The sequence below is a fragment of the Corallococcus macrosporus DSM 14697 genome, assembly GCF_002305895.1.
Lineage (GTDB): Bacteria > Myxococcota > Myxococcia > Myxococcales > Myxococcaceae > Myxococcus > Myxococcus macrosporus.
The window spans coordinates 2,895,656-2,907,755 of the sequence record NZ_CP022203.1; the positions used below are offsets into that span (position 1 = coordinate 2,895,656).

Here is a 12,100-nt window from a genome sequence, read left to right on the forward strand (position 1 = left end):
GGCTCGCCGCCCGCCTCCGGGGAGGCTGTTTCGCCTGGGCGGTGTGCGCCGGGCCCTGATGGGGTCCGCTCCTTCCTCAAGCTGCTCGCGCCTGTCCCTGGGCGCGGTGGTGTCACCGGACGCGGGTGTCCTGGCCGTGGGGGGCGTGCGCCCGCGCGAGGGGCGTCAGTCCGCCCGGGCGTTGGCGCTCCACCAGCGCTCGTAGACGGCGGCGACCTCCTCGGGAGCGGCGGAGATGTATCGGGGCCACGAGGCCCATTCCGCGTGCGGGTAATTGAGCAGGTTGTTCAGCGTACCGTTGACGGCGTCCCGCTGCGTCTCCACGTCGTGGAACGTGGGCCATGCCTCCAGGACGGCGGCGAGCTCCTCTCGGAAGAGCCCGAGCAGGGTGTGCAGCTCCCCGTCAGGAAAGAACGGCCCCTCCACCGCCGCGCGCAGGCACTCCCCGATGACCGTCTCGTCACGCGTCATGCCGCGCAGTGTAGGCCCGTGGCGGAGGTCCGGCCAGCAGGCCCGACCCGTGGACGAGGGGGACGGGCCGCCTCAGGGCGACCAGTACATGGGCCCGCCGTTCCAGGTGGTGGTGACCTCCATCTGCGGCATCGAGTTCCAGGGGGAGGGCGTGGTGAAGCCGAGCCCGACACCCGCGGGCTGTTCGGTGCAGCCGGACGTCAGCAGGGCGCCACCCAGCAGGACGGCCCAGGACAGCCAGCGAATGGAGGTGTGATGGCGCATGAAGGTTGCTCCTCGAAAGTGGCGGGTCAGGGGGCCGCCGCGGACTTGGACGGCTCAAAAGGGAAGCGCTGGAGCGCGAGCACGGCGCCGCTCGGGTCGGCGATGAGCGCGAGCGAGCCGCCGCGGGCGTCCGGGCGCGGGGCCATCAACACGCGGCCCCCCAGGGCCTGGGCCCGGTTGGCGAGCGCCGCCGGGTCCTTCACGCGGACATAGGTCAGCCAGTTGGGCCGGGCGCCCTTCACCGGGTTGGCCAGCACGCCGGCTCGGGGATGCGGGCCCTGCGCGAGGACGTAGTGCGGCCCGCCGCCGAGCGGGCGCTCGCGGACCGCGTAGCCGAGGAGCTCCTTGTAGAAGCCCGTCGCGGCGACGGGGTCCTGGGCCAGGTACTCCATCCACAGGAACTGATTCTCTTCGGGCACGCCGGTGTCGGCCGGGTCTCCTGGCAGGGAGCGCACGAAGCCCACCGCGGCGCCCTGCGGGTCGGCGACCACCGCGGCCCGGCCGATGTTCCGCACGTCGATGGGGCCGTCGAGCGTCTTGCCGCCGCGCGCGCTCACCTCGGTGACGGCGCGGTCCACATCGGGCACGGAGAGGTAGCCCAGCCACAGCGCGCCTTCGCGCTTCTCGGCCGCGCTCGCCGGATGGACGATGCCGCCAATCCAGCGTCCCTGGGCGCGGATGAGCGAGTAGGGGCGGCGACCGCCTCGGACGTCCACGAACTCCCAGCCGAACAGGTCGCGGTAGAAGCGCTTGGCCGCCGCGGGATTGTCGGTGACGAGGTCATGCCAGACGAACTTGCCGTAGAGGGGCGTGGGCGACAGGGGCATGCCCGCGCGGGCCGCGGTGTCCGGCGAGGAGGCGCACCCGCCCTGGGTGGCGATTGTGCCGCCCACGGCGCCCACGGTGGTCAGCAGCAGTCCTCCGCGAAGCCACGCGCGCCACGTGCCAGGACGTTTCATCGTTTCTCCTCGTGCCGAGTCCCAAAGCCACTCGCGGGCTGGATGGCCGGCGGGCTCGGAGGTGGACGGGACAGGACGGGCCGGGAGCTTCGATATGCGGCGGCTGTGCCCGGGCGACAACCCACGAGGCACGTCCGGGCGACTGCTGGTAGCGGCACTGTGCCTGGCGCGACGCCGACAGGCCCCTGGGGACTACACCCGCCGCGCCCGCGTCGTGACGGAGGTGGCGGGCCCGAGCGTCATCAGCGTGCGGGAAGTTCACGGAAGGCCATGCCTTCCAGTCCGAGGCGGTGCACCGTCTCCATGAACCGCTCCGTGCAGACGATGACGGTGGAGTAGTTTCCGACGCGGAAGACATCGCGGTCGGTGGGAAGCGATGCCGCGTCGAGAAAGGGCGCATCCGGCAGCCGAAGAGCGACTCGGCCGCAGGCGTCGCATGGAGGAGCGAGGTCCGAGGGAAGACAGTCCGGATGGAGCCGTCCGCGCGGTTCGATTTGGAGTTCCAGCAGCGCTGGTGGCTCCTTCTGGCGGAACCTCAACTCCGTTCTGCAGCCGAGCAGTCCCGTGACGCCTTCGGCTTGAAGGCGCTCAAGGGCGTCCCGCCGAACGACCCACATGATGTCGCCCTGTGACGTCAGTGGACCGAGTTTCCCAGTGGCAGTGCCTTCGAGCGGGCCCAGGTGGGTGCCCGGCGGAATGGCCACACCCGATGGAAGCAGGGGGCGGATCAACGCTCGCAGCGCCTCCAGCTCCGGAACGGGAATGGGCCAGGGCTTCACGAAACGGGACTGCTCGGGCAATGCGGACAGGTCTACCTCGGGGTACTGGTGTCCGGCTCCGCCCCAGGTCACTCCACAGACGTGGCATTTCACGCCGGGCAGGCGCCACTTGTGCGTGGCATCGAAGCCGCCGTTGAAGGAGGTCGTCCTTTCCGCACGTACCCCGAAGAACCGCGTCATGCGCTCAATCTCTCAAGTCCCTGCCTTGAAGTGGTAGGCGCCGATGGGGCCGACCATGTCCGCCACGCGCGCCGCGAGCGCTTCTACCGGGTTCAGTATTGAGTCGGCTCACGGCGACCCGGAAGGCACCGCCGCCAGGCGGACGGAGGACCGTGACCTGAGGCCTCGCTTACCGAAAGGCGTCGACGATGTAGGCCGCTGCGACAGAACCGTCGAGCATGGCGGTCCCGGGCTTGGACTCGGGCCGCTTCTTCATCTGGTCGTAGCTGAGCCTTGCCACCGCACAGATGGGAAGCTTCGCGCTGTCGGGCCGGTGCGCTTCGTAATACCGGATGACGACCTGCGGGCCACCCGTCCAGACATGTCCGTACAATCGGGTCGTCGGCTCCAGTGTGCCGAAGTCATCCTTCAGGACGCTCTCGATGGGGCCGTCATAGAGCGTGATTCGTTTGCTCCTGAGCTGGTTCGCATCGAGTTCCACAAGGGCCGCATCACCGACATGAAGCTTGAGCGCCTCCATGACGCGCTTCGCCTCGTCAGGGCAGTCCTGGGGACCCGGTGTCCCATCCGGGCGCAGGGCAACACCGCTGCTGGTGCAGCCGATGGACGCGGTGAGCAGGAGGGTCAGGCTGACCTGGAGTGGCTTGCTGGCGGGCATGAAGGCCGCTTCTACTTCCGAACGAGCGTGTGATCCATCGCCACGGCGACCTGCAGTTGGCCGTCTCCTCTGAAGATCTGAAGGGCGAGATCGACGAGTTGGCCTTCCATTTCGAAGGCGGTCTTGTCCACCACGACCGCGAGCTTGCCCGACTGCCCGGGAATGATGTGCGTCCGGTTCATCCGGAGCGCGAAAGGGCGAGCTGTGCGGTGGGTGAAGTCGCGGGTCAGGTAGGCACCATCAAAGGTCCATGGCCCACCGTAGTCGGTGTTGGTCAGGTGAATGAGGACCGCCGCCTTCCCAGGGCCCGAGAACACTTCGACGACCATATCCATGTCTTCGTTCTTCGGTCGGTAGAACACCTCTCGGTGGAAGGGCGTCTGCTTGACCTGACCGTTCGCGAGCAGCGTCGCGTATGCATGGTCGATGGAGTTCTCCTCCACCTTGAATCGCTCGTTCTCGGCGCTCAGCTTGCGCTCGCGCTTGAGTGCGTCGTGGAGCGACGAGAGGACCGCGTCGTAGCTGTTGGGGTCCTTGAATACGTTGACCTGATAGTCGGTCCAGCCCCATTCCTCACGGCTCCTGGGCTTCACCAGGAACATGAACTCTGTTCCGTCAATGAGCGTCACGAGGAGGGGAAGTGCCTCGCCTGCATCAAGGTTTCGAAGCGGCTCCAGGACCACTTTCTGGCTGCCCACGAGCGGGGCTTTGAACCTGCCTTCCCAGGCCAGCAACTTCGTCTTCGAGGGCTCAATCTCCTTCTCGAAGCGGAGCGCTGTCACGATCTGCCCGGAGACATAGATGGACGGCGCCTCCTGGCCTGGGTGGTCTGAAATCTGGAGGGTGCGGATCGTCAGCGTATCGGTTGGTTCCCTGGCCTGTGCTGGAAAGGCAGCCAAGATGAGAACGATGCAGGACCTGAAGAACCGGGGAGCGCGCATGGGTTTCCAACCTATCCAGGCGGGTTCCAGGATGGCAACCTTGCTGCGCGCCACGCCGATGTCAAAGAACCAACGCGCCCAGAAGCCGGGCCCTCAAGTGGTCCCAGGTGAGTGACAGGGACAGGTGCCGGTCCCAGGCGGCGAGGGCCGTCGCCGCGCCAATGGGGCCGGGCGCGGCGGGGCGCGCTACACCCGCCGCGTCCGCGCCGTGACGGAGGGCATCTGGAGCCCCTTGGGCCGGGCGTGCAGGGACGTGTAGGCCGCCACCGCCAGCAAGCCCATGGCCAGCAAGGACCACAGCGCCGCCCACACCACCGCGGGCACGTACGTGAGCTCCGCCAGGAGCGCCGCGTCACTCTGCGAGCGCACCGCGCTGTTCCACAAATCCGAGCGCAAATCGAACAGCGCATACAGCGCGGTGAAGGCCGCGATGAACAGGTTCAGCGCGTCCACCACGCCGTCCGGCAGGAACTTCGCGCCCAGGGCCAGCACCACGGCCGTGCCCAGGCAGAAGAGCAGGGTGAAGCTGTCCCCCGCGTACAGCACGCCCATGACGGTGAGCCACACGCTCGCGGTGCCCAGCACCCAGCGGCGCAGCCGGAAGCGGAACGTGGCCAGGAGCAGCCCGGCCCCGGCCACCGCGCTGCCCAGGTAGCCCCCGGAGTAGACGGCCACCTTGGCGAGCAGCCCCGGCGGCAGGCGGGAGAGGCAGGAGCCCGACTCGTTGGCCGCCAGGTGGATGCGGTCCACCGAGCCCCCCACCAGCAGCGACGCCAGCGCGTGCCCGCTCTCATGCATCATCACCACCAGCACCTTCATGGGCCAGAGCACCGGCGAGTCCCAGAAGTACCAGCCCACGCCCAGCATGAGGGCGAGCAGGGCCAACCGGCCGAAATCGAGCTGTGCACCGCTGGCGGTCCGCATCGGTCGCTCCCCTCCTGGGACACCCCAACACTTAATCCGGGTTCGTCTTCCACGAAAAAGCCCGGCCTCCAGGCCGCGCGGCGTCACGGCGAAGGGAGTCGCTTGCGGGCGCCGGACGGAGTAGGGAGGAGGGCACCATGAAGAAGACGCTCCTCCTCCTGTCGCTCGTGGCTGCCCCCGCTCTGGCCGGGGAAGGCAAGTGGACTCCCCAGCAGGTCCTGGAACTGGACCCGGCGTGGTTGCGCGCCCAGGGCCTCCAGGTCTCCCCCAAGAAGCTCTGGGACCCCAAGCGTGGCACCGGCCTGCTCGCGGGCGCGGTCAACGTCGGCGGGTGCTCGGGCGCGTTCATCGCCGCCTCCGGCCTGGTCATCACCAATCACCACTGTGCCTTCGGCGTCATCCAGGAGCACAGCACGCCCCAGCGTGACCTCATCACCCAGGGCTTCCTCGCCGCCAGGCGCGAGGACGAGCTGCCCGGCAAGGGCTCTCGCGTCCAGGTCCCGCGCAGCTTCACCGACGTCACCAAGACGGTGCTCGACGCGGTCCCCGCGGGCGCGGACGACATCACCCGCCACAAGGCCATCGAGCGGAAGCAGAAGGAGCTGGTCGCCGAGTGCGAGAAGCGCCCCGCCACCCGCTGCCAGGTGGCCGCCTTCGACGGGGGTGTGACCTACACGCTGGTGGACGCCGTCGAGCTGACCGACGTGCGGCTCGTCTACGCGCCCCCGCGCGCGGTGGGCGAGTACGGCGGCGAGGAGGACAACTGGATGTGGCCCCGCCACACCGGTGACTTCGCCATCCTCCGCGCGTACACCGCGCCGGATGGCTCCTCCGCGCCGTACAGCGAGAAGAACGTCCCCTACAAGGCGGAGTTCTTCTTCCCGCTGTCCACCCAGGGCGTGAAGCCCGACGACTTCGTCATGGTGCTGGGCTACCCGGGCACGACGTACCGCGCGCTGCTCGCGGAGGAGATGGCCGAGCGCCAGTCCCGCCTCTACCCGCGCATGCGCGACGTGTTCGGCGAGGCCATCCGCATCCTCGAAGCGGAGAGCGAGAAGGACCCCGCGGGGAAGATCGCCGTCTCCTCCCAGCTCAAGGGCCTGCACAACGTCTACAAGAACGCGGGCGGCCAGCTCGCGGGGCTCAAGCGCGGCAACATCGTGGAGAAGCAGCGCGAGGCGGAGGCCGCCGTCGCGGTGTGGGCGAAGAAGGCGGGCGCGAAGTGGCAGCCGGCGCTGGACGCCCGGGCCGAGCTGCTGGTGGAGAAGACCGCCATCGTGAAGGCCTTCGAGCGGGAGTTCCTCCTGGCCGCCTCGTCGCGCCTGGCGCGCGGCCCGGCCATGGCCGTGACGGTGGCGCGGCTGGCCGCGGAGCGCGCCAAGCCGGACCTGGAGCGCCGCCCGGAGTACATGGAGCGCGAGCACGTCCGCATCAAGGACCGCCTGGAGCGCGAGCAGAAGAACCTGTTCCTCCCCGCCGAGCGCCAGCTCCTGCTGGCCTTCGTGCGCCGCGCCCAGTCGCTGGGCGCCGAGGAGCGCATCGCCGCGGTGGACAAGCACTTCGGCAAGACGTTCTCTGAGAAGGACGTCCTGGCGAAGATTGACGCCATGTACGCGGGCACCCAGGTGCTGAAGCAGGGCGAGCGCCTGAAGATGGCCACCGAGTCCGTGAGCCAGCTCGAGGCGCGCAAGGACCCGCTGCTCGCCTTCGGCCTGGACCTGGCGAAGGAGCAGGCCGCGCTGGACGTCGTGAAGGACAAGCGCAGCGGCGCCTCGTCGCGGCTGCGGCCGGCGTGGCGCAAGGCGGTGCTGGCGCACGCGGGCAAGCCGGTGGCGCCGGACGCCAACAGCACGCTGCGCGTCAGCTTCGCCAAGGTGCGGGGCTACTCGCCGCGGGACGGCGTCATCTACACGCCGCAGACGACGCTGTCCGGCATGCTGGCCAAGCACACCGGCGAGGAGCCCTTCGACGTGCCGGCGAAGGTCTCCAAGGTGGCCGAGGCGAGGCGCTTCGGCGCGTGGCAGGACAAGAAGCTGAAGGACGTCCCGGTGGACTTCCTGTCGGACGCGGACACCACCGGCGGCAACTCCGGCAGCCCCACCGTCAACGGCAAGGGCCAGCTCGTGGGCGTCAACTTCGACCGCGTCTGGGAGAACGTGGCCAACGACTTCGGCTACAACCCGGACGTGGCCCGCAACGTCAACGTGGACGTGCGCTACATCCTCTGGATGCTGGACCAGGTGGAGGACGCGGACGCGCTGCTGCGCGAGCTGGGCGTGCGCAAGGGCGCGCCGGTGGCGGGGGAGAAGCGCTGATGTCGGACGCGGGGGAGGGCTCGCTCCCTTTTCCGGTCTTCAAGCCGGAAGAGCGCGTGTGTGGCAACTGCAAGCTGTTCAGCCCGCAGTCGGTGGAGGAGCGCCGGGGCTGGGTGGGCGCATGCCGGCTGCACTCGTGGCGGGGCCACTTTCCCCCGTCCGCGCCCATCTGCGACAAGTACACGCCCCGGGGGAGCGCGGCCCCCGTGGCGCCCGCGCCCGCGCGCGAGCGGACCGCGCGCGGCGTGGCGCCGGTGGTGGTGCGGCGCCGCGCGGACCCCAACGACGTGGTGGACCTGGAAGGGCTGAGCATGACGCGTGAAGAGCTGATGGACATCTTCCGGGAGGCGTCCGGCTTGCTGGACGCGCCGCCCCTGGCCAACAAGTGGGAGGGCGGCACGATGCGGCTGGTGCCCGCCAACACCGAGCTGCAGCCCAAGGACCTGCCCATCGACAGCCTGTTCCACAAGGTCGTCATGGTGCGAGACAGGCTCCGGGTGCTGGAGCAGAAGCTCAACGCGCACCCGAAGCTGTCGGACGCGGAGAAGGTGGAGCTGCAGAGCTACATCACCCGCGTCTACGGCTCGCTCACCAGCTTCAACGTCCTCTTCAAGGAGAAGGCGGACCAGTTCGTCGGCTCGAAGAGCGAGGACTGAGTCCTCCCCCGCTCAGGGCTGCTGGCCGCGCTCTTCCATGAGGGACAGCGTGCGCTGCCGGGCGCGGTGGAGCGTGCTCTTCACCGTGCCCTCGGGGATGCGCAGCAGCCGGGCGATCTCCGGGTAGCTCAGGCCGCGCACCTCGCGCAGGTAGAGCACCTGACGCTGCTGCTCGTTGATGTCCTCCATGGCCTCGCCGAAGTGGCGCTCCATCTCCGCGCCCACGGCGAGCGCTTCGGGGGACAAGGGCTCCTCGGCCTCGTGGCTCAACCTGTCGCGGCGCTTGCGCGCGCGCAGCCAGTTGATGCTGCTGTTCACCATCACCCGGTGCAGCCAGGTGCTCCACGCCGCCCGGCCGCCGTAGCCAGGAGCGCGGCGGGCCAGCCGGGCGAAGACGTCCTGCACCACGTCTTCCGCGTCGGCGGTGTCACCGACGATGCGCCGGGCAATGGCCAGCGCGCGAGGGCGGTGCTCGGTATACAACTCGGATAGCGGCGGAAGCGCGCATGCGTGCATGACGTTTGCTCTCCTGACACGCCAGGGTGGACGTACAGGACATGGAACGAATGAGCAGCCAGAAGGGTCTATCGCCCTTCGGGGCCATGCACCGTGGGACACAATTCTCCGGGGCGGGGGCGTCCATCCGCTGACACCCCCACCTCCCTGGAAGACAGCCCCTACTCCTGCTCGTCCTGCTTCGTGAGGCCCCAGTCCTTCAGCCGCTTGAAGAGGGTGGAGCGGGCCACGCCCAGCTCCCGGGCCACGCGCTCGCGGTTGTTGTTGTACCGCCGCAGCGCCGCCTCGACGATTTGACGCTCCAGCTTCTCCAGCATCTGCTCCAGCGTCATGCCCGGCGGCAGCTCCGGCACCGCGATGCCCGTCTCGCGGTTCAGCTCCTGGTCGAAGGTGATGTCCCCCGCGTCGATGAGGGGCCCCTTGCGGAGCAGCAGCGCGCGGTGCACCACGTTGCGCAGCTCGCGGATGTTGCCCGGCCACGCGTGGTGCTGGAGCCGCTCCAGGGCCGCCGGCGTGAAGCGCACCGTCTGCCCGCGCGGCGCGTAGGTGCGCACGAAGTGCTCGGCCAGCGAGCCCAGGTCCGCCTTGCGGCTGCGCAGCGGCGGCAGGTGCAGGGGGATGACGCAGAGCCGGTAGTACAAGTCTTCCCGGAAGCGGCCCTCGCGCGCCGCGGCCAGCAAGTCCCGGTTGGTGGCCGCCACCACGCGCACGTCCACTGTCTGCGGGCGGCTGGCGCCCACGCGCTTGATTTCGCCGCCTTCCAGCGCGCGCAGCAGCTTGGCCTGCAAGTCGAGCGGCAGCTCGCCAATCTCGTCCAGGAACAGCGTGCCGCCGTCGGCCTCCTCGAAGGCGCCCTTGCGCGCGCCCATGGCGCCCGTGAAGGAGCCCTTCTCATGGCCGAAGAGCTCGCTTTCAATGAGCTCCTTGGAGATGGCCGCGCAGTTGACGGGCACCAGCGGCCGGTTCGCCCGCTGCGAGCAGGCGTGGATGGCGCGGGCCACCAGCTCCTTGCCGGTGCCGGACTCGCCCAGAATCGTCACCGCCGCGGAGGAGGGGGCCACCCGCTCAATCAGCTCCGAGAGCTGCCGCACCGACGGGTCGCCCCCGATGATGCCGTGGAAGGACGTGGGCTCCTTGCGCGTGGCGGGCGCGGCGGGCTCCAGCACCAGCTCCGTCTCGCCCACGCGCAGCACGGTGGGCAGCGTGACTTCCGCCTCGAAGAGGCGCACCGGGCCCAGCCAGGTGCCGTTGGTGGAGCGCAGGTCCACGACGTGGAAGACGCCGTCGCGCCGGCTCACCTTCAGGTGCCGGCTGGAGGCGAAGCGGTCCTGGAGCACCAGGTCGCAAGCGGGGTCCTTCCCCGCGGTGAAGCCCTCCCCGGTGAAGCGGTGCACGGACTCATTCACGCCCTGCTTCACCCGCACCTGCGCCGGCTGCCAGCGCGGGGCCTGGGTGTCCCGGGACTGGACGGACGTCGTGTGGCCCACCTCGGTGGTGACGTCCGCGCCCTCGCCGCCGCCGCTGAGGCGGAACACCGCGCGCCACTGGCCCAGCGCCAGGTCCGCGCCGTCCGGCAGCTCGCCCTGGGTGACAGTCTGCCCGGCGACGGTGGTGCCCTTGCCGGACAGGTCCTCCACCCGGCAGCGCTCGCCGTCCCACAGCAGGGCCACCTGGAGGCGGCTCACCTCGGGGTCCGGGATGGCGACGTCGCTCTGCTCGCCGCGCCCGAGCACCAGCCGGGCCCGGTCCACCCCCACCCGCAACACCTCCTCGCCACGACGAAAAAACACCAGCTCCGGCATCCCAGCCCTCTGTGCAGTGAGACTCGCCTGCGCTTTACACGCCCTGGTGTTCAGCTTTCAACCCCGCGCCCGGGTGGCGGGCGCGGGGGCGCTGGCGCTCAGCGGCGCGGGAGGAACGTGGGCCGGTTGAGGAAGCCGCCGAGCCGGGCGGCGCGGAAGCTGGGGTCCTTCTTGTCGGGCGGAAGGATGGTGACGCCCGCGCCCATGATGCCCAGCCGCTTCTGGAACTCGGGGTCCAGCTTGATGTTCACATCCATGCCCGGCTCGCTGTACTCCAGCCGCTTGCCCAGCTTCAGCGTGCCGGTGGCCACGGCCTCCAGCTCGTTGCTCTTCAGGCGCAGCGACTCCACCGTGCCCAGCCCCTTCACGAACTGGATGCGCCCGGTGAGCGCGCCCAGGTCGATTTGCGGCAGGTCCATGGGCACCGCCTGGCCGCCGCCCATGGGAATGGCGACCTTGCCGCCCTTGATGACCAGGCCCTGGCTGTCCAGCGTCAGCTCGCCGTCGGACTGGGACAGGTCCGGCTGCGCGCCATTCTTCGGCATCGTCAGGGACAGGGCCGCGTTCAGCTCGCCGTCCAGGTCCATGCCGGTGAACGCCGGCAGGTTGCCGCCCGAGGCCTGGAGCCCGTCCGCCGTCACCTTGACGCGGGTGTCGCCCAGCAGGCCCACGGAGGCGCTCAGCGTGCCGCCCATGAGGCTGGCGCGCAGCGCGAGGCCCGGCGGGAAGAGGGCGGGGCGCAGCGCCACGCTGTCCAGCACCAGCGCCTCGCCCAGCTCGGCGGCGCCCAGCATGCCGCCCTCGCCGCGCGAGAGGGCCGCCACCGTGTCCGCGCTCAGCGGCTGGGGCGGCTTGCTCACGCGCACGTGGGTGGCGGTGATGCCGGCCAGGCCGGGACGCAGCGAGCCGATGCGCACCGCGAAGCCGGCCTGGGCGGCCTCGCTCACCAGGCGGGTGCGGATGGCGTCATAGGGGAAGGTGATGAGCAGGCCCACGACGAAGGCCACCACCGCGAACGCGGCGTAGCCGAGGAGGACCTTCCAGCGGGCGGCTTTGGAGTCAGAGGACATGGGTCAGGGCTTCATCCGGTAGGTGGCGACAGTGGTCCACGCCGTCAGCGTGTCCGACGCGGGCCTCGGCTCGATGCGCAGCAGCTTCACCTTCACCACGCCCGGGCCGCTCTCCACCGTCTGGAGGAAGTCGGTCAGCTTGCGCAGGTCCACGTCCGTGAAGGTCAGCTCCACGGAGCTCTCCACGATGTTGCCGTCCCCCAGGCCCACCTCGCCCTTGGGCGTCATGTTGGGCACCTGGAGCCCGGCCAGCGTCGCCTTGTCCTCGATGTAGCTGATGAGCTGCACGTTGCTGGACGTGAGCTGCTGCTCCACCGACTGCCGGTTGGCCTGCGCCTCGCGGAAGCTGGCGGCCAGCGTGTTCACCTCCTGCAGCTTGGCCAGCTTGTCCTCGGTGCGCTTGCGGTACCCGGACGCGCTGTTGGTGAAGGTCATCACCACCGCGAACAGGATGAACACCAGCACCGCCGCGCCGGCGATGGACACCATGCGGCGCTCGCGGTCGCTGAGCCGCTCGAACCACGTCTGGAGGGGCGCGAAGACTTCCTGAAGCTTGTTGGCCATG

13 protein-coding genes are annotated in these 12,100 nt (G+C 69.8%); 2 read left to right on the top strand and 11 right to left on the bottom strand.

All coding sequences use genetic code 11. The features are described 5' to 3' along the window. Positions 1 to 165: 165 nt before the first annotated feature. The 7 genes from MYMAC_RS12315 to MYMAC_RS12345 all read right to left on the bottom strand — a co-directional run bounded on the left by MYMAC_RS12315 (position 166) and on the right by MYMAC_RS12345 (position 5,176). Positions 166 to 471, bottom strand: a complete 306-nt coding sequence (locus tag MYMAC_RS12315) for a hypothetical protein (protein ID WP_204817545.1) — start codon at positions 469 to 471, stop codon at positions 166 to 168. Positions 472 to 543: 72 nt separating this feature from the next. Further along, complete coding sequence (locus MYMAC_RS12320; RefSeq protein ID WP_095958228.1) at positions 544 to 735, bottom strand: hypothetical protein; 192 nt, start codon at positions 733 to 735, stop codon at positions 544 to 546. A gap of 26 nt (positions 736 to 761) precedes the next feature. After that, positions 762 to 1,694 (bottom strand): VOC family protein, encoded by a 933-nt coding sequence (locus tag MYMAC_RS12325; protein WP_095958229.1) that lies wholly within the window; start codon positions 1,692 to 1,694, stop codon positions 762 to 764. A gap of 242 nt (positions 1,695 to 1,936) precedes the next feature. Beyond that, complete coding sequence (gene sitI6, locus MYMAC_RS12330; protein ID WP_095958230.1) at positions 1,937 to 2,653, bottom strand: SitI6 family double-CXXCG motif immunity protein; 717 nt, start codon at positions 2,651 to 2,653, stop codon at positions 1,937 to 1,939. Positions 2,654 to 2,822: 169 nt separating this feature from the next. After that, positions 2,823 to 3,311 (bottom strand): serine/threonine protein kinase, encoded by a 489-nt coding sequence (locus MYMAC_RS12335; RefSeq protein WP_095958231.1) that lies wholly within the window; start codon positions 3,309 to 3,311, stop codon positions 2,823 to 2,825. An 11-nt stretch (positions 3,312 to 3,322) separates the two neighbouring features. Further along, positions 3,323 to 4,306, bottom strand: coding sequence for a DUF2381 family protein (locus MYMAC_RS12340; protein ID WP_239989505.1), 984 nt, complete (start codon positions 4,304 to 4,306; stop codon positions 3,323 to 3,325). 132 nt (positions 4,307 to 4,438) lie between these two features. After that, positions 4,439 to 5,176 carry a M50 family metallopeptidase gene (locus MYMAC_RS12345; RefSeq protein WP_095958233.1) on the bottom strand — a complete coding sequence of 246 codons (738 nt, stop codon included), beginning with the start codon at positions 5,174 to 5,176 and terminating at the stop codon, positions 4,439 to 4,441. Between the two features lie 137 nt (positions 5,177 to 5,313). Between MYMAC_RS12345 and MYMAC_RS12350 the strand changes: the two genes are divergently transcribed. Continuing rightward, positions 5,314 to 7,491 (top strand): S46 family peptidase, encoded by a 2,178-nt coding sequence (locus MYMAC_RS12350; RefSeq protein ID WP_095958234.1) that lies wholly within the window; start codon positions 5,314 to 5,316, stop codon positions 7,489 to 7,491. Further along, positions 7,491 to 8,147: a hypothetical protein gene (locus MYMAC_RS12355; protein WP_013939074.1), complete on the top strand. Its 657-nt coding sequence runs from the start codon at positions 7,491 to 7,493 to the stop codon at positions 8,145 to 8,147. The genes MYMAC_RS12350 and MYMAC_RS12355 overlap by 1 nt, the downstream gene beginning before the upstream one ends. A gap of 12 nt (positions 8,148 to 8,159) precedes the next feature. On the opposite strand, the gene MYMAC_RS12360 is transcribed toward MYMAC_RS12355, so the two are convergent. The 4 genes from MYMAC_RS12360 to gspM form a co-directional block, all read right to left on the bottom strand. Further along, on the bottom strand, positions 8,160 to 8,663 hold the full coding sequence (locus MYMAC_RS12360) for an RNA polymerase sigma factor (protein WP_013939075.1): 504 nt from the start codon (positions 8,661 to 8,663) through the stop codon (positions 8,160 to 8,162). 161 nt (positions 8,664 to 8,824) lie between these two features. Beyond that, positions 8,825 to 10,465, bottom strand: coding sequence for a sigma-54-dependent Fis family transcriptional regulator (locus tag MYMAC_RS12365; RefSeq protein ID WP_013939076.1), 1,641 nt, complete (start codon positions 10,463 to 10,465; stop codon positions 8,825 to 8,827). A gap of 98 nt (positions 10,466 to 10,563) precedes the next feature. Further along, entirely contained in the window at positions 10,564 to 11,535 is a 972-nt protein-coding gene (gene gspN / locus MYMAC_RS12370; protein WP_013939077.1) for a type II secretion system protein GspN, read from the bottom strand. Positions 11,536 to 11,538: 3 nt separating this feature from the next. Then, on the bottom strand, positions 11,539 to 12,099 hold the full coding sequence (gspM, locus tag MYMAC_RS12375) for a type II secretion system protein GspM (protein ID WP_013939078.1): 561 nt from the start codon (positions 12,097 to 12,099) through the stop codon (positions 11,539 to 11,541). Position 12,100: the final 1 nt, after the last annotated feature.